We start from the raw sequence: 24,447 nt of genomic DNA, 5'->3' as shown, positions 1-24,447 counted from the left end.
ACAAGATTCACAAAAAGAGGAGCCACCCCCACACAGAAATATCCCCCTGACCGGCATTGACGTGGTTATTTCGGTTGGTACTCTCATAGGTAGAGACACAGAACGCAGACTTCACCTGGCTGCGCTGGAAAGCACTGTCAGGGATTCGAATATGCGACTCAGTGTCCCCCCGCCAGGAACCCCCGGGCAGGGACCAAGACATAACTCTCCCCTTAATTAGTAAGGAAGTGACCCCCTACATGTCGAACGTCGGCAAGGCACGTACCGCTGAAGAAATCCAGAAGGACTGGGACGAGAACCCCCGCTGGGCTAACGTCGAGCGCGATTACACCGCAGAGCAGGTCGCTGAGCTGCAGGGCACCGTTGTTGAAGAGCACACCCTGGCACGCCGCGGCGCTGAGATCCTGTGGGAAGCAGTTAACAAGGGTGACGACTCCTACATCAACGCCCTGGGCGCCCTGACCGGTAACCAGGCCGTTCAGCAGGTCCGCGCAGGCCTGAAGGCTGTTTACCTGTCCGGTTGGCAGGTTGCAGGTGACGCTAACCTGTCCGGCCACACCTACCCCGACCAGTCCCTGTACCCGGCGAACTCCGTTCCGTCCGTTGTTCAGCGTATCAACAACGCACTGTCCCGTGCAGACGAGATCGCTCGCGTTGAGGGCGACACCTCCGTTGACAACTGGCTGGTTCCGATCGTTGCCGACGGCGAGGCTGGCTTCGGTGGCGCACTGAACGTTTACGAGCTGCAGAAGGCCATGATCAAGGCCGGCGCTGCAGGTACCCACTGGGAGGACCAGCTGGCCTCCGAGAAGAAGTGTGGCCACCTGGGCGGCAAGGTCCTGATCCCGACCCAGCAGCACATCCGTACCCTGAACTCCGCACGTCTGGCAGCTGACGTTGCCAACACCCCGACCCTGGTTGTTGCTCGTACCGACGCTGAGGCCGCTACCCTGCTGACCTCCGACGTTGACGACCGCGACAAGCCGTTCCTGACCGGCGGCCGTACCGCTGAGGGCTTCTACAACGTGCAGAACGGCATCGAGCCCTGCATCGCCCGTGCGAAGGCATACGCTCCGTACGCTGACCTGATCTGGATGGAGACCGGTACCCCGGACCTGGAGCTGGCTAAGAAGTTCGCTGAGGCAGTCCGCGAAGAGCACCCGGACCAGCTGCTGGCTTACAACTGCTCCCCGTCCTTCAACTGGTCTGCACACCTGGACGACGACACCATCGCCAAGTTCCAGAACGAGCTGGGCGCAATGGGCTTCAAGTTCCAGTTCATCACCCTGGCTGGCTTCCACGCTCTGAACTACTCCATGTTCGACCTGGCTTACGGCTACGCCCGCAACCAGATGTCCGCATTCGTCGACCTGCAGAACCGCGAGTTCGACGCTGCCAAGGAGCGCGGCTTCACCGCTGTGAAGCACCAGCGTGAGGTCGGTGCTGGCTACTTCGACCAGATCGCCACCACCGTTGACCCGAACTCCTCCACCACCGCCCTGAAGGGCTCCACCGAGGAGGGCCAGTTCCACTAAGCCGCTTGTTTCCAAGCGCTAGGAACTAGCTGCGCGGGCTGAAAAACCCGCACACTGCTAGGGCTCGGTCAGCACGAGAGTGCTGGCCGGGCTCTTTCTCTTTTCTGACAAACGGCTACTACGGATGAAGCCAATGGCAACTTCACCCATGCCCCAAAGCCTCCGAATATACTGGTGAGCACCATGGGAAAACCGACTGAACGCAGATCTGCACGCACCCCTGCACGCAACTCAGAGCGCGATACCGAGCGCCCCTTCGTCGGCTCCCGCCTTCGCCAACTACGCAAGGAACGCGGAATCTCCCAGGCCCGCCTCGCCGAGATCCTGGACCTCTCTGCCAGCTACGTGAACCAGATCGAGCACGACGGGCGCCCGCTGACCGCCGCCGTGTTGGAGCGCATCACCGCCGCCTTCGGCATCGACCCGACCTTCTTCGCCGACCAAGACTCCACTCGCCTGCTGGCGGAAGTCCAGGACGTCACCCTAGACCCGGAGATCAGCCCCACCCCGGCGGACGTCACCGAACTCGCAGCACTGGTGAAGAACCACCCGGACCTGGCTCGCGCCTTCGTGGACCTCCACTCCCGCTATCGCAACGTCTCGGATACCCTCTCGCTGCTCACCGAGGAGCGCGTGCAGGGCTCCGCTATCCTCTCCATCACGCCCAAAGGTGAGCTCTTCGGCCGGGCCTCCGGGCCAGAGGCGTTCTCCATGCCGCACGAGGAAGTCCGCGACTTCTTCTACGCCCGGCAGAACTACATCGATGTTCTGGATGTAGCGGCGGAGAAGTTGGCGTCCAAAATAAACATCGGGGCGAACCAAATACACCACACAGAACAGATCATCGCCGAACGGCTACAACAGGTGCACCACGTGCAGGTGATCTACTCGCGCGACCTGGGCGATACCCAGCACAAGTTCGACCCGAAGCAAAAGACACTCCACGTGTCGGCAAAGATGCGCCCCGGGCAGATCGCGTTCCGGCTGGCCACCGAGCTGGCGTTCCTCGAGGCCGGAACGACCATCAGCTCGCTGGTGGAGCTGGGGCACTTCCAGTCCGAGGAATCCCGCGCGCTCGCCCGGCGCGGCCTGGCCAGCTACTATGCCGCAGCGCTACTACTGCCCTACCGGCAGTTCCATAGTTCCGCGGAGGAATCGCGTTACGACCTGGAGTTCCTCATGCGCGAATATGGCGTGGGCTACGAGACGGTCTGCCACCGACTTTCCAGCCTGCAGCGCCCCAGCCTGCGCGGTGTGCCCTGGACATTCGTGCGCGTGGACCGTGCGGGCAACATGTCCAAGCGCCAGTCGGCGACGGGTCTGCACCTTTCCAACTCCGGCGGCACGTGCCCGCTATGGAATGTGTACGAGACGTTTAGCTACCCGGGCAAGATCATGCGGCAGATCGCGCAGATGCCAGACGGGAGAACCTACCTGTGGATCGCGCGCACCGTGAACCACCACCGCGCGGCCTGGGGCCAGCCGGGAAAGATGTTCGCCATCGGTTTGGGCTGCGAGCTGCGGCACGCCGACCGGACGGTCTACTCGGACGGGTTGGATCTGAAGGACACTTCCGCGGCGGTGCCGATCGGCTCCGGTTGCCGACTGTGCCCGCGCGATAACTGCCCACAGCGCGCATTCCCGCCGATCCACCGCTCGTTGGAGATCGACCCGCACCGTTCGAGCGTGTCGCCCTACTAACTCGTGCCCCAACAGCGCTAGTCGCCGTCGAAAAGCCCGACGATCTGCCTGCGCTGCAGCTCTCGGCGGTTGTATGTGGCTTCGCGCACCGATTCGTCGGTATCGAAGCTCGAGCCGAGTGCTCCGCCGAGGGTACCTAGTGACGCCGCAAACCATGCCAGTGTCAAATAATCCAGCGGCGTGATAGTGGAGTTCACCTTGTTTTCAAAGAAGGGCACCGGCACAACCGCGGCGCTGACCAGCAGCATCGTCAGGTAGATCAGGGCATAGACGCCGGTAGCGGAGATCAGTACCGTGCCGATGGTGGCCAGGTTATCCATCCGGGCGCGCCACCACTCGACACTGTCGGAGGAAGGCTGTGTGGAGGTTGCATCGGCGCCGACGCTCAACACGGATGGTTCCGCCTTACGGCTATATCCCCCATTCCACAGGCCGTTTTTGTAGATCAACCAGAAGGTCAGGAGTGTAATGGAAAGGATGGTGATCATGATCTGCCGCCACGGGCTGATCAGGTAGGACATCTCCCACACAGAACCGTAGAAGATGCCGAAGCCGCCTGTGGCCACGCCCGTGGCCAGGCAGCTGGAGAGCACCTTGAGCAACTGGCCGGGACGGTTGCCGCGGATCATTCCCAACAGCAGGCGCAGGGTGCGCCCACGGCCTTCGAGCACGCGGGTGGTATCGGCCTCTACGTCGCCGCCCTCGATCTCGTCTACGCCCTTTTCGCGCTGGCCAGCTCCGGCGTGCTTGCCGCAGACCAGGCGCGACAGCTCCTGCCACAGTCCTTCTTTGGCTCGCAGCAGGCCAAAGGCGGGCAGGCACAACATGGTGGCCTTGCCCTGCTCGACGGTCTGGCTGATTACCGGCCTGCGGGTGGTCAGCGGCAGGTCGGTGACGTACACCAGCCGATCCCAGCCGTAGTCGCGCAGGATTCCGGGGGCAGTGTCGGCGAGGCGGACGTTGCCGAACTCGTCCATCGGCAGCGTTCCGGTGCGGAATTCGAGGATGGGTTTGATCCCGGAGACGTGACTCTCCGAGGCCTTAGCGAGCTGTTGGAGCATGGCACGCACGCGCACCGCTGGCAGTCCTCGGTCTGCCAGCAAGCCAATCTTCTCTGGCAAGTCTGGGCACCAATCGTGGCAGGGGTAGGATTTGTCCGAAATCCTACTCCACCTGCACCTAACCAGGGAAATACTGGCCGATCGAACCTTCTTAGAGGTTGATCATGTGGCCGCCGGCGATGCCGTGGGCAGCCTCCTTCATAGCCTCCGACAGGGTCGGGTGCGTGTGAACGTTGCGGGAGATCTCCTCGGCCGTCAGGTCGAAGCGCTGTGCCAGGGTCAGCTCCGGCAGCAGTTCGGAGACGTCCGGGCCGACCATGTGGGCGCCCAGCAGCTCGCCGTATTCAGCGTCTGCCACCAGCTTCACAAAGCCCACCGCGTGGCCCAGGCCCTGTGCCTTGCCGTTGGCGGTGTAGGGGAAAGTTGCGACCTTCACCTCGCGGCCTTCCTCCTCTGCCTGCTTCTTGGCGGCTTCCTCGGTGTAGCCGAAGGATGCCACCTGCGGGAAGCAGAAGGTGGCGCGCGGCATCATCTGGTAGTCGCCGAGCAGCTCGGTCTCCTCGCCCGCGATGATCTCGGCGGCAACCACACCCTGAGCTTCGGCAACGTGTGCCAGCTGCAGCTTGGCGGTGACATCACCGATGGCGTAGATGTGCGAAACGCTGGTGCGCATCTCGTCATCGATGTCGATCGCACCGCGCTCGGTCAGCTTCACGCCGGTGTTCTCCAGGCCGAAGCCCTCCACGCGGGGAGCGAAGCCGATGGAGACCATCACGCGGTCTGCCTTCAGGGTCTCGGTCTTGGAGCCGTCAGCGGACTCGATGTCCACCTCCACGCCCTTGCCTTCGCCCAGGTCGCGGACGGCGGTGGTCTTGTGACCGGTCTTCAGGGTCACGCCCAGCTTCTTGTACGCGCGAGCGATTTCCTTGGAAACGTCCTTATCCTCGTTCGGCAGGACGCGATCCATGAACTCTACGACGGTGATGTCCACACCGAAGTTGGACAGCACGTAGGCGAATTCCATGCCGATGGCGCCAGCGCCGATGATGACCATGGAGTCCGGCTTGTTCTCGTTCAGGATCTGCTCTTCGTAGGAGACGATGTTGCCGCCCAGCTCTACGCCCGGCAGGGACTTGACAACGGAACCGGTGGCGATGATGCAGTTGTCGAAGGTAATGGTCTTGCCTGCGTCGTCACCGTCGGAGACCTCGATGGTCTTGTCGTCAACAAAGTTGCCACGGCCGTGGATTTCCTGAATCTTGTTCTTCTTCATCAGGTAGTGCACGCCCTTGACGATGTTGCCCGAGACCTTGCGGGAGCGCTGGTGCGCAACCTTAAAGTCCATCGAGATGTTGTCGCCGGTGATGCCGTAGGTCTTGGCTTCCTTGGTGATGGTGTGCGCAAGTTCGGCGTTGCGGATCAGCGCCTTCGAGGGGATGCAGCCCACGTTGAGGCATACGCCGCCCCAGTACTGCTTTTCGATAACGGCGGTCTTCAGACCCAACTGAGCGGCACGAATCGCCGCCACGTATCCGCCAGGGCCTGCTCCGAGTACTACTACGTCAAAATGTTCTTTAGCCACAAGCCCCAAGGGTACTTAATGTTTGTCGCTCGTGTTTAGTAGGCTCGTCTGGCTCTTGGTCTCTTGATTTTCTCCTTTCTCTTTTCTTATTGACGCCATCCGTCTCCCAAAGAGCCCACCCCAGCCCTCCAATTAACTTCCGCACCACCAGCCCCATAGGAAACACCCCCGCTTTCGGGTTCAATAGAGAAAGTTTTTCCTCCTTTGGGTTCCCAAAATTCCCGCAGATTAGGTAAAGTCTCCTGTGTCCTTAGAGATTTGCTGTGGATTTCTTGGATATTCCCCGAATATCCACCGAAAACACCCTGCAGGTCTTTTTCACACATTCGACTGAGTACCTCACGCCCCGGGCAAGAGTTACTGACGTTTCCCCAGCGTGCCCACAGAAGGATCAATTCTATGAAGCGAAGCATCGTCCGCACTCTCGCCGCTGCCACGGCTGCGATCGCCCCGTTCGCAACCGTTGCGGTCACCGCGCCGGCCACCCAGGCCGCTAGCGTCTCCGCCACCCAGAAGGCAGACGGCATCGCGCCGGCCACGCTGAAGCTGAACTCCGAGACCCCGAACCAGCCGGCAGATTCCACCACGTGGCGTAAAAACCTCAAGTACTGGAACAACCAGGGCTTCGACAACGTGCAGGAAGTCTCCGCATACTCCCCGTCGATGAAGCGCCACATCCCACTGGTCGTCATCCAGCCGAAGGACAAGGCAAAGCGCGACAACGCTCCGACCCTGTACATGCTGAACGGCGCGGACGGCGGCGAGGGCATCGCCAACTGGATCCGTCAGACAGATATCGTGCCCTACTACGGTGGCAACGATGACGCTAACAAGGGCGCCGTCAGCCCGGGCATCGGCGCCAACATCGTGATTCCCATGAGCGGCGCATACTCCTACTACACCGACTGGGTCACCGAGCCGAACACCCCGTACATCAAGGGGCCGCAGAAGTGGGAGACCTTCCTGACTCGCGAGCTGCCGCAGGCCATCGAGCCCGCGCTGAAGGCTAACGACAAGCGCGCCATCGCCGGCATGTCCATGACCGGCACCACCTCCCTGCTGTACGCACAGCACCATCCAGGCTTCTACGACTCTGTCGGTTCCTTCTCTGGCTGCGCTGCAACCACCACGGGTCTGACCCCGCAGTTCATCAACCTGGTTCTGAACCGTGGCGGCACGGACTTCACCAAGATGTGGGGTCCGGTCAACGGTAAGGTTGCTCGCGACAACGATGCCCTGATTAACGCCGACAAGCTGCGCGGCCAGAAGAACATCTACGTCTCCACCAGCTCCGGCTTCCCCGGCCAGCACGACATGCCGTGGTCCGAGCGCGTGAACGGCCAGCCTTCCTCCGCAGCTCCGGTGATCTTCGAAGGCGCCGTCATCGAGGGTGCTACCAATGCCTGCACCCGCGACCTGGCCCGCCGGACCAATAAGCTGGGCATTCCGGTGAACTACAACTTCCGCCCGGCCGGCACCCACCAGTGGGGCTACTGGCAGGATGACCTGCGCGACTACTGGACCGACTTGGTCAACGGCCTGGGCACGGGCGCCAAGCGCCCGCCGCTGGAGCCGGCCAAGCCGATCTCTCCGGAAGACTACTGGGCAGGCTCCACCTCGGGCTCCCGCTAGTTCTGGATTGCCGTTCCGGCCTTGGCGCTCTCACACAGCGCCAAGGAAGCAGCATAACCAGATAAAACACCACTTCCCCCGCCACAGACCACCTCCGTGGCGGGGGTTGTCCTATGCAGATAGTAGTGTGCCTTACATGAAGCAATCCCAACAGCAGCCTCGTCCTTTCCGCAGCTCCCCCATCGCCGGAGCTCGGGATGCCTACACGGGCGTGGACTTCAACCTCGGGTTCCACGTGCTGCGCTACGACCTGCAGCTGAATTACGACGTTGAACCCAACCATCTGAGTGGCGTGGCCCGCCTGGCGGTCGAGAACTACCGTCCGCTGAAAACCATGACGTTGGACCTGGCCAACAACTTGGCCGTCAACCGCGTGGAGGTCGCCGGCCACGGGGCGGCTGCCAACAACGGGACGATGAAGATCCGCCGCTTCCGGCACAACGGCAACAAGCTGACGATCACTTTCGCAGAAGAGATCGCCGAGGATCAGTCCTTTGACCTGACCATCAAATACAGTGGCTACCCGCACCCGCTGCGCTCCAAATGGGGCGAGGTCGGCTGGGAGGAAACCGACGACGGAGCCCTGGTGGCCGGCCAGCCCAATGGCGCCCCCAGCTGGTTCCCTTGCGACGATACGCCGGATGAAAAGGCGATGTTCCGCGTGGCCATCACCGCCCACCGGGACGTTACCGCCATCGCCCACGGCACCCTGGTGGAGCAGTTCAACAAGGGCAACAACACAACTCGCGTATTCGAAACCAACTACCCCATGGCCACCTACTTGGCCGCGGTGTACGTCGGTCCCTTCAGGCGGGTCGACTTCCGCAGCGCGGAACTCGGCCGCAAGACCGTCCCGGTGTTCGGCTGGCTCCCCGAAGGCACGGAGCACGCCAAGCAGGTCCGCGAGCTGGTCAACGAGGATTTCGGCCAGCAGACGGAGATGGTCGAGGTCTACTCGGAGCTCTTCGGAGCTTACCCCTTCCCGGAATACTCCGTGGTGGTCACGGACGAGGAGATGGAGATTCCCTTGGAAGCCCAGGGCATGAGCATGTTTGGCTGCAATCATGCCGACGGCAAGCACACCTGGGAGCGCCTGATCGCCCATGAGCTATCCCACCAGTGGTTCGGTAACTCCGTCGGCCTAGTTGAGTGGCGGGATATTTGGCTCAACGAGGGCTTTGCCTGCTATTCCGAGTGGCTGTGGTTCGAAAAGTCTCAAGGCATCCCCGCCGCCCACCATGCGTGGGCGCACCACCAGGCGCTCGCGGAGAAGCCGCAGGACATCCTGCTGATCGACCCCGGTGCGGACGACATGTTCGACGACCGGCTGTACAAGCGCGGAGCCGTCACCGTCCACGCCCTGCGCGTGCTGCTGGGTGACGAGGCGTTCTTCGACATGGTCAAGCGCTGGACCACGCAGCACCGCATGGGGCTGGTGGAAACTCGCGACCTGGAGAACCTGGCAAACACCGTCGCCGAGGAAAACGGTGTAGCCCGAAGTGAGGTGCAGGGGCTGTTCGACCGCTGGTTGCGTCACCAAGAACTGCCCGACTTCCCCGGCGGCGAGGACATCGAGCTCAGCGAGGAGCAGCTGCGCGACCTGCCCGCGGGACCTTCTGCGGAAATGGTCGATGCCTCCGGGCCGGCGCGTGCCATGGATGCGCTGAAGCGCGTTGGACAGCGGCTCGGCGAGCTCGGAGAGAGGCTGCAGGACTAGCCCTCTCTGGAGCTGTCGGACGGATTAACTGATGCGCGCCATATCGCTCGCCACGGTCTTCGTGGCCATCGCCGGTTACCTGGTGATTTGGGTTGCCAACAAGGGGCTGACCACCGCCGGGTACGAAGACTTCATGGTCTACTGGTCGCTATTCTTCGCGATGACGGGCGTGCTGGACGGGCTGATGCAGGAGACCGCCCGCGCCGTCTCCACCCGGCGCGCAGTGATGGACGACCCACAGACTGGCGCTGCGCAGACTGGCACGTTGCGGACTGGCACTGCGCTGGCGAACACTGCGCGGGCAGGCACCCCACGCCCGTTCGCGTTGACGAGCTACATCGCCCTGGCTATCGGTCTGATCGCGTTCGTCACCGGACCGCTGTGGATCGGCCAACTCGTGCCCGGACTGACCGGGTGGGGGCTGGTTCTCATAGCCGTCGGCCTGGCCTGTTATGCGTTCCAAGCGACAGTCTGCGGGCTGCTTTCCGCCAACCATTCGTGGCCGAGCTTCGCCTGGCTGATGGCCATCGATTCCGGAGTACGGCTGGCGCTGGCCGTCGTCGCGTGGGCCTTCGGTTGGCAGCTACTGGCCTACCTTTTCGTCACAGTGATCGGCGCGGCTACCTGGCTGCTGATCCTCACCTGCTCGTCCGCCGCAAGAGCCACCCTGCGCGACCGGGCGGACGTGCCCACCCGCCCATTCCTCTCGCGCACGGTCAAGGCGATGGTCGCCTCGGGTGCGAACGCCGTGATGATCACCGGCTTCAGCGTGCTGCTGCGCTACACCTCGGGTGCAGACGTCGGCCCCGGTGCGCTCGCCGCCACCATCACCGCGATCACGCTCACGCGCGCGCCGATCCTGGTGCCCCTCCAGCGCTTCCAGCCTGCGCTTATCGTGCACTTCACGAAACACCGCGAGCGCGTCCTGCGCGCCGCAGCGCTGCCCATCGCCGCGGTGGGAGCCGTCGCGGCCATCGGCGGTATTGCCGCCTACTTCCTCGCCGCGCCACTGATGGGGCTATTTTTTGACGCCGCCGTGATCTCTTCCCCCGCCACCCTCGGTTGGCTCACGCTCGTCTCCGGGGCGACGGCCGTCCTGATGATTAGCGGCTCAGCAGCGCTCGCGGCGGATCGCCACAATCTCTACACGGCCGGGTGGCTGATTGCGATCATCCTGTCTACGGCGGTGCTCATGCTTGACTATTCCCCCGATACACGCGCCATCTGGGCGCTGGCAGTCGGCCCGAGTGTGGGCGCGGCAGTGCAGCTGGGCGTGCTTGCGCTTGCCGTCCAAAGCACCGCCCAAGCCCCCGCCCAAACCAGAAAAACCGAAGCCTAGTTCCGCCGCTGTTCCGGGGTGGGAATGAACTTCTTGGAAGTCAGCGTCACCACGATGAGACCAATAAAGGCAACGACCGCACCGAAGCCCAACATCTCAGTGTAGGTAAACCAATCCTTCAGACGCGACAGGATCATCGGGAAGAAGAATCCGATGTAGGTGATCGTGTAGAAGAAGGCGGTGAGCCCGCCGAGGTCGTCGGCGCTGGCGATGCGCTGCACCTCCGTCAGGCCGGTGATCAGGCACACGCCATAGCCCGTGCCCAGGATGAGGCCGACGGCGACCGTCCCGGCTAGCGAGCCTACGTGAGCGGTCCAGGCGGCAACGACCATGCCGATAATCACCAGCACCAGCCCGATCTGCTGAGCCTGCGAGTTATTCGGGTTGATGTACTTGGTGGAAACCTGCTGGATGCCAAAGCCACAGGCCAGCGCGGTGGCGGTGATACCAGCCGAGAAGGCGATGGGGTAAGGAACCTGATCCTGCGCCAGGCCCGGCATGATCGCATAGGCCACGCCCGCGCAACCGAAGACCCACGGCGCGATCGGAATCACGGCGGTGAGGAAACGCGGGTGACGCAGGGAGGGCACCTTGAGATCCGACCAGAAGGAGCCCTCCATCTTAAGGTGCGCGTTCTGGCGAGTCTCCGGCACACCGAGGATTCCGATCATGGAGACAGCACAGAGCAAGATGCTGAGGATGTAGGGAGTCTGCCCCGGAGCGGGACCCCATTCCGCCAGCACGCCCGCCAGCGCGGCACCGACGGCGAATCCCAAGGTCAGAGACATAGTTGCGCGACGGGCGCCGGAACCCTCCTGCGCGCTGGGGTCGAACGTCGGGGTGGAAAGCTCCTTGATCCACGCACCGCCTGCGGTCATCACAATGCCGACGGCAAAGCCGCTGAGCAGACGACCGGTGAAGATCAGTGGCTCATTCATTTCACCGGCGGCGATGAGGACACTGCCGACAAGGCTGATGATCGGGGCGGGAAGCATGACGACGCGGCGGCCGTAGCGATCCGAAAGCGGCCCGCACAGCAGCAGGCCCGCTGCGATGCCGGCGGCGTAGCAGGCCAGGAGAGCATCGACGAAGACAGACCCAAAGACGTTTTCACCTCGGTAGAAGACCATCATCGGGGTGAACTCGTTGCCCGCGTAGGCAACCGCCAGTACGGCGAAAGCAACCAGCAACCAGTACTTCTTCTCCGCACGGGTCTTCGCTCCGCGCGTCGAAGGGGAGACCTTGTGGCTGCGCACGGCATTACTCTGCTTGCTCTGCTCGTCCTGTTCGGGTGTATCCACTTCCCGGTAAGTCTCGTCAAATGTGTCCTCGGCCATAGGGGCAAGCCTAGTCACCCGTTAGGAGACCACCAACGCAAAGCTGCAGCTACTACGTTCCACCCAACGATTTAGTCATGGATTTATTAGTAAATTTTCGAGTTATGGATCACACTCTTGCGTATCCTTAATTTCATGTCACCAAACAATTCCGAAAACACGACCGAAAACACCGCAACGACTGATAGCTCGGTCACATCCAGCTCAGCCGATGGAATTGCTGACAAGTCTGGAAACCAACTCCGCCGCTCCACCTCGGCGCCCAAGACCTTGTCCACGGCTCCAACTGCCGAGACTCAGGAGTCAATAGCAAAGGCTCTGCAAACCGTCCTCGACGGCGACTTCCCGGAAGCACGCGAGGAAACCCGCAGCCTACTGGCAGACCCAGACATCCTGCCGCGCACCGACCTGGATCTCGAGCAGTCCCGTGCCCGCACCACCGAGCACCTGCAGCGTGTGCTCGAATCCGGCATGCCGAAACACGCCTTCCGCGCCGACCAGGGCGGTACGGGAGAAACCGGCCGTTGCCTGACCTCCATCGAGATGCTGGGGCATGCCGACCTGTCGCTCATGGTGAAGTCCGGAGTGCAGTGGGGGCTGTTCGGCGGCGCCGTCGGCAACCTGGGAACCGAACGCCACCAGGAGATGGTGGGGAAGCTGATGAACCTCGAGGCTCTCGGCTGCTTTGCCATGACCGAGCGCGGCCACGGCTCCGACGTCCAGCAGTTGGAGACCACGGCGACCTACGACGCGGAGACGCAGGAGTTCATCATCAACTCCCCTACCGCCTCTGCCGAGAAGTGGTTCATCGGCAATGCCGCACGCGATGGCCGCTGGGCGGCAGTGTTTGCGCAGCTCATTGTTCCCGGCGCTAAGAACGCGACCGAGGCAGGCGACGGCCCGGCGGCCGAGTCCGGCGCGACCGAATCTAGCAGCGGCGCACAGGCTGAATCGCAGGGTGTGCACTGCCTGTTGGTGCGCATCCGCGAGGACGACGGCTCCCCCATCGACGGCGTACGCATCGGCGACCACGGCCACAAGGGCGGACTGAAGGGTGTGGACAACGGCACCATCAGCTTCGATAACCACCGCGTGCCCCGCGAGGCACTGCTGAACCGCTTCGCCGACGTGGACGAGGCTGGCAACTACACCTCCCCCATTGAAAACCCGAACCGCCGCTTCTTCACGATGCTCGGAGCCCTGGTGCGCGGGCGCGTGACCGTGGGAGCTGCCGCAGGCGCGGCCGCCCGCACCGCGCTAGACATTGCTGTGACGTACGCGAACCTGCGGCGTCAATTCGCTCCCGACGATTCGCTACCCGAAAACCGCCTGATCGAGCACCGCTGGCACCGCCTGCGCCTCATCCCGCGCGTAGCCCGCGCCTACGGCCTGCAGTTCGCCACGAACAAGCTGATCGCGCGCGTGCACGAGCTGGACCAGCGGGGCGTGGAACCGACCGAATACACCAAGGAACAGCAGGCCGACCAGCGAGAAGTTGAGGCGCACGCCGCAGCATTGAAGGCTGCCAACACCGCCCACGCCACCGATACGATCCAGGAGACCCGCGAGGCCTGCGGCGGCGCGGGCTACATGGCCGAGAACCTGCTGACCACGCTGAAGGCCGACTCGGATGTGTTCACCACCTTCGAGGGCGACAACGTAGTGATGATGCAGCTGGCAGGGAAGGAACTGATGACAGGCTTCGCCAAGGAGCTCGGCGGCCTGAACCCGATGGAGATGGTCCGCTTCGGCCTGGATAGCTTCGGCAACCTGCTGCGCCGCCGCACCGCCGCGGACGCGCTGATCCAGAACCTGGTGGATACGTTCAGCGACTCCGAAGAGACCTCGCTGTTCGATCTGGCCTACCAGATCAACCTGCTGAGCGAGCGGGAGGATCGCCTGATGCGCTCCCTCGCCCGCCGCCTGCGCCCCGCCCGCAAGATGGATGTGGACGAGGCGGCGAAGGTGGTCGATCGCGCGCAGGATCACCTGCTGGCCGTCGGCTGGGCACACGTGGATCGCATCATCTTCGAGGCCTTCGTGGAAGCCGAGTCCAAGCTGGATTCAGAAGACGCGCAGCGCGTGCTGGAGCAGGTGCGCCTGGTGTACTTCCTCAGCTGCATCGTGGACAACGCCAGCTGGTACCTGGAGCAGAACCTGCTGACGGGTACTCGCACTAAGGCCGCCCGCGCAGCGCTGAACGACCTGGTGGATTCTCTGGGACCCTGGTCGCAGACGCTGGTGGATGCCTTCGGCATTCCGGATCACATCACGGATCTGAAGCTGATGGAAGGCTACGAGGCGATGGTTCCCAAGTACGAGTCGGATCCGGCCGCGGGGCAGGCGGGTTAGCTAGGGTCGGCTACCCGTGCCACGGTGCGGCGACGAGGCGCGGTGCCCTCCCCAGAACATTTGTGACGCCACTAGTTGCCTCTTCGCCGTGCGCCTCGGCAAAGCCGTCCGTGCTCAGCCCCAAGAGGTATTGGCCGATCCCGGCCATTCCGCACATCAAAGAGCCGGAGAACGTCTCCTTGGTGTTGGCGCCTGCCATGTCTGCAGGCATAGTTCTCTCCACCAGGTCCCGCTGCGCAGCCGTTAGCCAACCGGGCTCCCAGGGCAATTCCACTCCGGCGTCTGCTGAGGCTTCCTCCAGCACTGCAACTACTTCGAGCACACCGATGCTGCCGTGGCATGCGGATAGCCCCACGTGGTCGCGCTCCTTCAACAACTGCGGGGCAATAAGCTGCAACACCTGTTGGGCGCGGTCGCGCAAGTCAGCATCCACGGAGCGCATGAGAGTTACGGCGAGCAGCCCATAACCCGCCGCTCCATGGCACCAACCGGCGGCGATGCTATCGGGTTCGCTCCGCTGCAAGAAATCCACGATGTGCTGTACAGCGAGGCGGGCGGTATGGGGGTTACCGCCGATTCCCAGGTAAGTATCCACGATCCCTGCGAGCCCGTGAGCATAGCCACAGAAGTCCTCGTCATTCCAAGGTTGGAGGCTCAACCACGTTTCCAGCACTTGCGCGCCAGCGGCTACTGCCGAACTAATGTTGAGGTAGGCCTCTTTACCTTCCACCTCACCAAGACAACTGAGGACGCGAATGTTGCCTGCCAGCCCGTTGATAACTTCCAGGTCGCTCACCGCAAGCCCGGCGATCTCCTCTTCGCTCAACCCCGCCCAGTAGTCTCGCAGGTCTCTTGCTGCTTGGGAGATGAGATTGGGAAAAGCTTCGTCGCTTGGCGGCGTGGCACTGGCACGGCACTGCGCCAGAGCCAGCAACTGCCCCATAGTCCCCGAGCTCCATCCGGAAGGCGTGTGCTCCCAGGGTGCGACCAAAGGCATGCCTCCGGTTCCACCAAGTTGTTCACCAAGGCTGGACACAGCGCGCTCCAGAAGTTCTCGGACCGCTGTAACGTCGCACGTCTCGGCAGGAATTCTTCCCTGATCTGCAGCGCTGACCAGGCAAGCAAGGAAGTAAAGGCTGCCCGCTGCCCCGCCATAAAACTGGTCAGAACTGGCACCTGGCTGCCAATTGCGGTCGAAGTCCTCCCCCACCGTCGAAGCGAGGAAGTCGGTGCCGAAAATCGACTCCGGGTTGTAGCCTGCCCGCTGCACAAGGAAGTCGGCGATCTGCCCGAGTAACTCGAGTGGAGTTCCGATTGTGCTTGCGTATTCCTCCGGCGCGTTGAAACGATTCTGCTGGTAACGGCCGATAAAGCTAGCATCGATCCACTTCAGCTGGTCGGCCACGGCCTGCTCTAGTTCTCCTTCGCTCTTGGCTCGCAAAGCTCGCAGGTTGCAATGGACCACCGCAGCAGGACTGCGCACGATTTTGGCATGCGCCGAATCGGTTTCCGCCTTGTCCCCGACGCCCAGGGGGCCACTCTCCAGGGCTCTGCCATCCAGGCTCCTGATCTCCCTGGAATCGCGGGCAACGCTAAAGGCTGGGTAATCATCTTCCGCCAATGCGCTCATCTCTGCTTCCCACAGCTGCTTATCTCCCCATAGAAGGATTTGGGCATTCGCCCACGCAACCAGTTCCGGATCATCAACAATGTGCGGGTTCGCTGCCACGTTACGCACGTGTGCGTAACGGTAAGTCGGAGTGAGAATCACACGGCTCCGGATTTGGGAGTGCTCGGCCACAATCCTCTCCACAGTGTCGCTGGAGTCTGCGAGGGCTCGAATGCCGGCCTCAAAGCCCTGGCGAACAGCCAACCTCACCTCGTCGACCGTGGCATCATCGCGATCCATGTACACCCCCGCCGGATCCTCTTCAGGCATCGTGGAGATCATTTCAAAGCGTCGCTCGCCATCCTCTCCCACGGTTACGCGGGGAACCGGGAAGGGGAACTTCGCTCCTTCAGCCGTGCGTTGGCGGATCAACCCGGTCTCAACCGAGTCCGCCCCCTTTCCGATGCGGTGCGGCAGGAGTCCGACGCGCAGGACTGTCTGGTTGAAGCGCTGTTCGTTCTCCGTTTCCCACAGACCCAATTCAGGCTGAAACAGCGTTTCCATATCGATCAGAGTGGGCAGCCCTTCAGCAGCCAGGAAGTTGCCGAAATGGAAGTCCGTACCGGCCAGGACATGCCCAAGGGCTAACCACTGGCCAGCCGCGTGCCAGTACGCTACTGCCGGACGTTCGCTTTCTTCCACGTCCGTGATGTACTCCGACCAGCCGTGATCTGCAGAGGTTATGCACCGTGGCGCACGCGGGAACCCCAGCCGGTCAGTGATCTGCATCATCGCAGCATCGCTATCCATGGCGCGAGGTCGGTAGATTACACTGCGGCCTTCTGTGAAGTCGATGCGCAACACCGTGTGGTGCCCGCAGTGGGGATCGCCAAGGCCACCTATCACCTGTGTCACTGCTTCCGACAACCGCTCGGTGCTTGGTTTTACGGCGTGACTTGCACGCACAACTCCAGCATCCAGAAGCTTAAGTTCGTCTTCAAGCAGGTGTTGCTCCGCCTCAGCGAACGCAATCGCGGAGCGCTCAAGCGCCCAGGCTAGGCGAATCGCCACGGCGGATTCAGGGTTGGCTTTCAACCGTTCACCGCTGATGAGCTGTTCCTGCAACCAGCGGCCAGCGATCCGTGCAGCCTCCAGGGTCCACTGTTCGACTACCGCATCTTGGAAAGGTTCTACCCGCGGCCAGCTGTTCTCGGAGGACGGCCCAACCAGTCGGCGAAACGCCGGGAAAATGTACTGCGAGAATTGAGTGACGTCTACGGCCTCCCCGGAAGATCGAAGATCCTGCAGGTCAGCAACAGCATCACAGATATTCTGCGAGAGCTCCAGCACCAGCTCCCGCGGGTAGCGATTAAGAAGCGAGCGGTGCGCCGCCTGCACAGCCGCGTTCACTTCGCCTTCGCTAATCCAACTGTGCTCGACAATGCGTTTGCGGAGCTTGTCCCGAATAGCTGCGGACTTGGTTAAGGCGATACTCATGGTGTCGCCTCCTTAGAATGCGCACCTGCACGCGGCCTCCGGGTGGCATAAGCGAGCGTCAGGATAAACAACCCTGCTGTTACCCCGAGGAAGTACACCACGCTAAACGCAGGGCTCCATAAGAACTGGCTGGGGTCGACCTGTTCGTAGGAACGGGTGCCATTGGCGAAGGGAAGCAGTGAATGCATCACGCGCTGGGCCGGATCAGAGCCATCAATCATTCCCTCGAAAAGCATGAGCCAGCCCAGGGTGACGGCAATGGCGTAGCCCATGGCGCGGATCGCAATGGACAGCGCTGCGGCGAAGAAGACTGTCCCTGCAGCCAGCAAAACAGTCTGAGCGGCCAACGCTACATATTCGACGGGCGCACCGATGACTTCGGAAATCTCAAGCCCCATCAGCTTTGTTACGGCCAGGGTGACGACAGTCGATAGAACTCCGGTAACTAGGAAAGCAACCACGGCTGTGAGCATCGTCCAACACAGCTTCGCACCCCAGGTAAAGACCCTAGTGGGCATCATCAGAGCCTTGAGTTTGGACTGTCGAGTGGATTCCTCCCGCAGAAACTGCCAGCAGATCCACACCAGGAGTCCGTAGACACCCACTTGGAAAATTCCTGCTACGGGCATCCGAGCGGAAGGCACCGTTTGCCCGCCATCGCCGTACTTCAGAATCAGGAAAGTAAAGAAACACGACCAGGCTACGGAAGCAACGGCCACGAGCGCCATGATCGTATGGCCAGTTCGCCCTTCCTTGAGTTGGGTAAGTTCGGCGCGCAGTGCCCGCTTAAAGCGTGTAGCGACGCTTGGTTGTTGGGTTTGGCGCGGTGCTCCCGCTTTTGTTCCACTGGTTTGCTGTTTTGTGCGATCAATCGTTGGGGTGCTCACTTGAATTCCACAGCTCCTTCTGTGATGCGGTGGAACTCTTCTTCGAGAGAACCACTGTGTTCCTCGAGATGCAGCAGGTCGACTCCTACCGAGCGGGCTGCGGCCGATACCTCCAGCGGTGTCGCCGCCACACGAATGGCGCGGTTGACGGTGACGGGGTCTCGCCACTGCTGCGATTGTTTGTTTTGTTGTTCTTGGTGGTGACGCCACAGCTCAGCGACAACCGCCTCATCATCGGTGGAGCGAAACAGCGTGCACGCTGTACCCCGATGCGTTAGTTCATCGAGCTCCCCCTCCCAGAGGGTTTCCCCTTTACCCATGATGACGAGGTGCTCTGCGAGTCGCTCAGAATCAGAAAGGAAGTGGCTGGACAGCAGGGTGGTGCCACCGTTTTCGGTGTGCTCGCGGATAAATCCGCGCAACCATGTCATTCCGTTCGGATCCAGGCCGTTTACCGGCTCGTCGAGAATCAACACCTCAGGATCGTGAAGCATTGCTGCGGCGATGCCGCAACGTTGACGCATGCCGAGGGAGAACTCCCCGACCTTTTGGTCAGCGACACTGAAGATTCCGCACTTACTAAGGCTTTCGTCGACCCTCGAGTCCGGCAACCCCGCAAGCTGGCTGAGAATGCGGAGGTTCGCCCGGGCACTCAAGGCCGGGTCTAGCCACTCTGCGCCCAACAACGCCCCTACCGTTTGAGAGGGTTCCGGTAATTCTGCGTAAACACGGTCGTTAATTAGAGCCTTGCCGCTGGTGGGTTGGTTCAAGCCGCAGATGGTCTGCAGAGCGCTGGATTTGCCGGCGCCGTTGGGGCCGGCAAGGAGGGTAACTCTGCCCCGCGGCACGTGGAAGGTGAGGTTATTCAGCACCCGCTTGGAACCCAATTTGAGGCTGAGGTTTGATACCTCGATAGCCGTATCTGCTGGACGAGCTGAGTCTTCGTTGTGGTTGGTGGTGGAGGGATTCTGGATTACTGCGTTGGTGGTCATGAATTAACCAAGCTCCTCGTTGTGTGGAGTGTGCTTTGAGGGGTGATCTCTTCGACCTCTAACCGGTCCGGATGAAGCCTGAAGACCTGATCGGATTCCTCCATGGCAGTCGGCCGGTGCGCGATACTGATGACGGTGATGCCTCTGCGACGGATGGCGCCCATGACTTTCTTTTCGGTTTGCACGTCGATGGCGCTCGTCGCTTCGTCAAGAATGAGAATTCGCGGTGCTGCAGCGAGTGCGCGGGCGAGGGCCAACCGCTGGCGCTGGCCGCCCGAAAAGGCGGAGCCCATCTCTCCTACCGGGGTGCTCAGCCCCAGGGGTAGGGCGCGGACGGTCTCCAGCATCTCCGTATCGCGGAGTGCTTCAACGATAGTGTCATCAGCAATGTCCCGGCCAAAGGCCACGTTTTCCCTAATCGACCCGGAGACCATATGCGTCTCTTGCGGTACGAAGCCGATGATGCGGGCGCGTTGCTTCGGCTCCATCTCGTTCGCCGGCACTCCGCCGATCGTGAGTGATCCCGTCGACGGTGAGGTCAAGCCACACAGCATCCTGGCCAGGGTGGACTTGCCGCAACCGGAAGGGCCGACCAAGGCAGTGTTTGCGCCGGAGCGAATCTCAAAGTTGAGGCCGGTGAATACATCTTCCCGAGCACCGGGGTAGCGGTAGCTCAAATCGCGTGCGGCGATCGTGTTCCCGTCCGTCGCCTCTTGATCGCCAAAGGTCTCCTGAGGTGCGGAAAGCACATCATCGACTCGAGTGATAGACGCCCGCAGTTCCGATAGCCCGGATAGCGCAGTGAATGCCTGCGTGAGGTTACTGATGAGAATGGAGAACAGTCCGCTGGAGGCAACTACGGTACCGATGGTCGTCGCCTCCGATCCCACCGATAGCGCGATAACAATCGGCAGCAGCGGTCCAAACACGGTCAAAGCGCCAGTGAGCGCTGTGGTATATCCCGACCAAAGGCTGCGGCGATAGCTCGCTTCAAGGCGCTGCCCGTTGGTTGTGCTCCACTCGTCATAGAAGTGCCCCTCAGCGGCGCTGATACGGATGGGCGTCATAGAAACGATAGATTCCAATTGCTTGGCCGAACCCTTCGCTCCCGTCAGCACAGCGTCCCGGCTGTACTGCGAAGTTCGCGAGAATGTCACTGCGAAGATGGCCAGCAAGACAGCTGCAACCGCCATGAACATCAAGCCAATGATCGTCCACATGTAGGTCACGATCACCAGCATCGTCACGACGAGCAGGCCATTAAAGATCACCGTGGTGCCATGCGAGGCCAGAGTCATGGTGATGATCGGCGCCGAGTTCAGGCTATAGAGCATTTCTCCGGGTGAGTGCGAACTGAGGTACTCAAGCCGAGCCGTAAGAAGCTTCTGATACGACTCGGCTGACAACCTGGAATCGATTGCCTTGACCAGGCGGGATTCCATCCAGGTGCGAGCAATGGACACTGCGAGGTAGGCAGTAGCTACTACGCCGACGAGCAGAAAGGCCTCTGTTCCCGGAGAGATCCCACCATCGTTACCACTCAACGAATCGATGATCTTGCTGGTGAGCATAGGTGCGCTCGAAGCCATCCCCATGAGGACAGCACTGAGCAGCAGAGCTGCACCGAGGAGTGCTTTGTTGGCACTCACGGCCTTCCCGATCACGCCGAGCGAGGGGGAACGCCGCAATTCGCTGACACCAAGGCGAGCACGTGTCAGTGAGGCCTTGACCCCAGTCGCATCTGGGATGGTCCAGTAGAACGCACCCTGCCTTTCCAAGAACTCGCTAAGCGGAATGTCATGGCGCCCTGCGCCCGGGTCGGCCAACCGAACTGTGCCCTGGGTGATCTTCTCTACGAGGCAAAAATGATCCCCGTCGAGGTGGGTTAGTATTTGCGCTCCGGAGTTTAGGTTCTCCCGCATCTCCTCGATGCCGCCGGTGCACTGGATGCTGGGCACCTCGAAATCCATCAGGATAAGGCGGACTTCCTTGCTGCTAAGGCCATCGCGGGAAACAACATACTTTTCGCGCAACTCATTGAGTGTCGTGTCAACCCCACAGCGGCGAAGCAGCATGGCACAGCAAGCCAACCCGCATTCTGCGCTTCGAGATTGCTGATAGATCCTGTATCTCATGAGGTCCTCCCCCCGACGAATGCCGGAACCGGTGGTGTTTCTGTGTGGTGTAAACGTTCTGGCGTGTACCCGGGGTACAGGGCATGGAATAGGCCACCGTAACCGTTGAGAAATCCCATGTCCCGCCTGTTATTGGGGTAACCGCAATATCCTCGACCTGTGAAAACAACGTTTTCAGTTAGGCGTGACAGCTCTTCGAGCAATTCGCGCGCGGCACCCCTGTTCCCCGCATCACCCAAGTAGCGCTCAGCATGGCGCAGGGTGAATAGCTCGCCAGAAAGTCCGTGGCACAGGGAGATATCGTGTGCGTTGGTTTCGCTGGTACCGAGCTGAGCGATGCGCTGCTCCATACTTTTCTGGTATTCGGGCCAGAGCTCTTCCCCAATGTCTCCGAATCCGCTGTGCAGGAGGCTCAGCATCATTCCGCTGGCCCCATTGCACAACGCCAAGGGCTTATCGACGCCACCATCGCCCAAAATCAAAGCAGCTTGGGAAGCGATACGCCGGGCGAGCTTGTGTTCCGTTTGCACGCGCACAGTTGCGGCACTGTCCGCTGCGGATCCCGTGAGGCGTCGCATGCTACTAACTGCGAGGAGCGTGCCGGCCAAGCCGTGAGCGAGTCCAAGTTCCGCCGAATCGCTTTCCGCCTCCATTCGATGCAGCAAGCGCGACTCTGCCTCGTCCAGAGTGCGTACGAGCCGAAGGTCGCGCAACGCGATATTTCGGGTGCTCGAGGACTGCTTCGAGAGGAACACCAATGGAGCGAGCCAGCCGCCGAAGAAGTCCCCCAGTTGGTCTTCGTTGCTATCCTCCAGCGCCTTTTCTAGTGACGCCCCTAGGGAGTCAAAAACCTGGCGTGTCTCATCGTGGTTCAGCTTTTCGATGAGCCCAGTAGCCAAGAGGGTGGTTCCTTGCCCGAAGGCGGCCCACACGTGGGGGTTAGCCTGATGCTTCGAAAGCATCTCCAGCAGGGTGTGTTCTAAAGGCTGTCCGCAGCGTCGTTCAAGGCCCAGCGCCCATGCGGTTCCGTCAGAGTAAAACATGGATGGGCTTTCCAGCGTGTACCGCACACCGTTATCGCCGATGGTGTGGCATAGCCAGCGCCGTGTTTCCAGCATCCCGGTTTCCTGACTCTGCAGGTACGCGAAGAGCTTTTGCTCGGGTCGGCATGCCCTTTCTTCCAGTTCTCCCCAGGCGTTTGTCGTAGAAAATGGGGAAGAAGTAAACCGACTGCTGGCGAGAGTTTGATGATCGCTCCACGCCTGCCCAACGATCATCTCTGCATTGGTCCGTAGCACGTCGATCTGTCTTTCTCCGTCCGCCGACAGGAAGTCGGCGAGCCTCTCGGTCGGGCGGGAAAGCCTTTTCGAAAAACTTTGGTCGGCAATGTGCACCCATGGATCGTCGGGAGTCACCGTGCCGTCGGCATTGTCAGCGAAGTTGGCACTGGATTTGCGCGCCCACAGCCGCCCTTCGATGTCCGCTTGGAAATATGGAATGTCTAGATCAGCAATCTGCTGAACCTCTACTCCCCCAATCAAGCGCGGGCTGTTAAATCGACTGGGCCCCGACCTGAGCATCTCCGCCGGATCGTCCTTCCCGGTGGTCGCCTCGGGCATCAGCGTGGCATCTAAGATCGCCTGATACCCACTGGTCGCACGGATGACCTGACGCCACCTCAGAGTTGTCTGAATCTCCTCTAGTACCTGGTGCAGCTCCACAGCTTCGCGCCCCTCTGTGTGCAGCAACCAGTCTCGTATGCTTTCCACTTCAGCGATAAGGAGCTCGAATGCCTGCGCCTTCTCTTCAGCGGTCACGATCTTGCGTGGCAGAACCGTCGACTCCGGCAAGAGCTCTTCACTGCGTTCAAAGGCAATTGCATCCGTTCCAGCATTGACAGTCTCGAAAACGATGTGGGTTGGCTTCTCATCTGTGGCCAAACCCAGCCCGGCGAAGTTCCTCCACCCCGTTAGTCCTTGCTGTGCGCTTGGGATTAGTCCGGAAGAAAGGATGTCGGTTGCATCAACCTCCACGCCCTCCGGGGCACGCAACTGCACTGCGGTTTCCCCGTCGATGATCATTGGCGTGCTGGCGGCGCTGCATCGCACGTTGTCATTATGTAGATCCGTCGTTCCCAGGATGTGAGTGGCAGCTACCAGCCTCCCCGCACTCTTAAAGAAGTGCTGCGGGTCGAACTGATCGGCATCGCACTCATCTACAAACTCCTGCCAGCAGTAATCACCGCGATCCCAGGTGGGTGGGACATGTTCGAACCGGCCTGCGCCAAGCATCTGGCACACACGGTCGATGGCTAATTCCCCCTGCCCGCTGCGGGGCTTGTATACAAGCTTTCTGGTGTCTGCGAATTCAGACGAGTTCCTTCCCACCAGCGTGAGGAACGTGACCGAGCGCCCTTCGTTATGAGTCTCTTCATCGTGCAGTTCTATGCCCACTACCGACGAATCCACTTCCAGATTCAAATACTCTGGGATGCGGTTACGATCCTGTTCAAAGCGGTGCAGGCATTCTAGGATCGAGCGCAGAGCAGAACGGACAATATGCTCCAGACGCTCTGCGAGCAGTGGAAACTGAGCATCCACAAGTGCCTTACGTTGTTGGGGGGCGCGCAGAAGGCTGCAGAACTTCTCCAGCGCTTCGGAAGAGTCTGGGGCCGCAACATAATCAGTGCCCTCGCGCCACATATGAAACGCCGCGATAAGGCAGCGCTGGCTGGCCCAGCGCACTCGTTTGTCCAACCACTCGCAGGCGGAATCAACAACCGGGGCTGCGTTCGCATAACTCTTAAAAAGGGGCGAATCACCTCCGACAGTGTCTTCTAAGAGCTGGGCACGGAAGTTTTTTATAAAGGGGGTCAGATAAGTAGAAAAGTCAGATTGCGAACAGGGAGATTCAGACATTAGTCCCCTACCTTTGCAGTGCAGTAAATGTGGTGAATATGAAAGCTCAGTAAAAGTGGTGAATTATGGCGTCAGCAGAAGGCGAATAAATAAAACTAATGAGTATTAAAAAAGACATCATGGTTGAAGCTATAGTTCGCTAACAACCACGAT

General features: G+C 61.1%; 14 protein-coding genes. 6 read left to right on the top strand and 8 right to left on the bottom strand.

From position 1 onward, the window contains the following. The first annotated feature begins 239 nt into the window (after positions 1–239). Together aceA and ramB are read left to right on the top strand one after the other, a co-directional pair. Positions 240–1,535 carry an isocitrate lyase gene (gene aceA / locus MHX63_RS03235; protein WP_239199092.1) on the top strand — a complete coding sequence of 432 codons (1,296 nt, stop codon included), beginning with the start codon at positions 240–242 and terminating at the stop codon, positions 1,533–1,535. A gap of 183 nt (positions 1,536–1,718) precedes the next feature. After that, the gene (ramB, locus tag MHX63_RS03230; protein ID WP_239387226.1) at positions 1,719–3,236 is read left to right on the top strand and encodes an acetate metabolism transcriptional regulator RamB; all 1,518 of its coding nucleotides are present in this window, start codon (positions 1,719–1,721) and stop codon (positions 3,234–3,236) included. Positions 3,237–3,253: 17 nt separating this feature from the next. On the opposite strand, the gene MHX63_RS03225 is transcribed toward ramB, so the two are convergent. Beyond that, positions 3,254–4,357, bottom strand: a complete 1,104-nt coding sequence (locus MHX63_RS03225; protein ID WP_239387225.1) for a hypothetical protein — start codon at positions 4,355–4,357, stop codon at positions 3,254–3,256. A gap of 91 nt (positions 4,358–4,448) precedes the next feature. Further along, positions 4,449–5,879, bottom strand: coding sequence for a dihydrolipoyl dehydrogenase (gene lpdA / locus MHX63_RS03220; protein ID WP_239387224.1), 1,431 nt, complete (start codon positions 5,877–5,879; stop codon positions 4,449–4,451). 399 nt (positions 5,880–6,278) lie between these two features. Between lpdA and MHX63_RS03215 the strand changes: the two genes are divergently transcribed. The 3 genes from MHX63_RS03215 (at position 6,279) to MHX63_RS03205 (ending at position 10,567) form a co-directional block, all read left to right on the top strand. Continuing rightward, positions 6,279–7,511 carry an alpha/beta hydrolase family protein gene (locus MHX63_RS03215; protein WP_239387223.1) on the top strand — a complete coding sequence of 411 codons (1,233 nt, stop codon included), beginning with the start codon at positions 6,279–6,281 and terminating at the stop codon, positions 7,509–7,511. A gap of 136 nt (positions 7,512–7,647) precedes the next feature. Continuing rightward, the gene (locus MHX63_RS03210; RefSeq protein WP_239387222.1) at positions 7,648–9,228 is read left to right on the top strand and encodes a M1 family metallopeptidase; all 1,581 of its coding nucleotides are present in this window, start codon (positions 7,648–7,650) and stop codon (positions 9,226–9,228) included. Between the two features lie 31 nt (positions 9,229–9,259). Next, a complete protein-coding gene (locus MHX63_RS03205; protein ID WP_239387221.1) occupies positions 9,260–10,567 on the top strand; it encodes a hypothetical protein in 1,308 nt (435 codons plus the stop codon). Here MHX63_RS03205 and MHX63_RS03200 read toward each other — a convergent pair. After that, positions 10,564–11,904 (bottom strand): MFS transporter, encoded by a 1,341-nt coding sequence (locus tag MHX63_RS03200; RefSeq protein ID WP_239387220.1) that lies wholly within the window; start codon positions 11,902–11,904, stop codon positions 10,564–10,566. The genes MHX63_RS03205 and MHX63_RS03200 overlap by 4 nt on opposite strands. 135 nt (positions 11,905–12,039) lie before the next feature. Between MHX63_RS03200 and MHX63_RS03195 the strand changes: the two genes are divergently transcribed. Continuing rightward, the gene (locus MHX63_RS03195) at positions 12,040–14,256 is read left to right on the top strand and encodes an acyl-CoA dehydrogenase (RefSeq protein WP_239387219.1); all 2,217 of its coding nucleotides are present in this window, start codon (positions 12,040–12,042) and stop codon (positions 14,254–14,256) included. 10 nt (positions 14,257–14,266) lie between these two features. Here the strand turns inward: MHX63_RS03195 and MHX63_RS03190 are convergent, their stop codons facing one another. From MHX63_RS03190 to MHX63_RS03170, 5 genes are read right to left on the bottom strand one after another with little or no spacing between them, the layout of a single operon-like run. Next, a complete protein-coding gene (locus MHX63_RS03190) occupies positions 14,267–17,362 on the bottom strand; it encodes a DUF4135 domain-containing protein (RefSeq protein ID WP_239387218.1) in 3,096 nt (1,031 codons plus the stop codon). Further along, the gene (locus tag MHX63_RS03185) at positions 17,359–18,249 is read right to left on the bottom strand and encodes a hypothetical protein (RefSeq protein ID WP_239387217.1); all 891 of its coding nucleotides are present in this window, start codon (positions 18,247–18,249) and stop codon (positions 17,359–17,361) included. Before MHX63_RS03185 ends, MHX63_RS03190 begins: the two co-directional genes overlap by 4 nt. Next, entirely contained in the window at positions 18,246–19,241 is a 996-nt protein-coding gene (locus tag MHX63_RS03180; RefSeq protein ID WP_239387216.1) for an ATP-binding cassette domain-containing protein, read from the bottom strand. The genes MHX63_RS03185 and MHX63_RS03180 overlap by 4 nt, the downstream gene beginning before the upstream one ends. Further along, positions 19,238–21,376 (bottom strand): peptidase domain-containing ABC transporter, encoded by a 2,139-nt coding sequence (locus tag MHX63_RS03175; RefSeq protein ID WP_255710262.1) that lies wholly within the window; start codon positions 21,374–21,376, stop codon positions 19,238–19,240. Before MHX63_RS03175 ends, MHX63_RS03180 begins: the two co-directional genes overlap by 4 nt. Then, positions 21,373–24,294, bottom strand: a complete 2,922-nt coding sequence (locus tag MHX63_RS03170) for a DUF4135 domain-containing protein (protein WP_239387215.1) — start codon at positions 24,292–24,294, stop codon at positions 21,373–21,375. Before MHX63_RS03170 ends, MHX63_RS03175 begins: the two co-directional genes overlap by 4 nt. Positions 24,295–24,447: the final 153 nt, after the last annotated feature.

The organism is Corynebacterium sp. ACRQK (genome assembly GCF_022345965.1).
Taxonomy (GTDB): domain Bacteria; phylum Actinomycetota; class Actinomycetes; order Mycobacteriales; family Mycobacteriaceae; genus Corynebacterium.
Note: the sequence above shows the minus strand (reverse complement) of the source record. Positions and strands in the feature narration are given on the sequence as shown.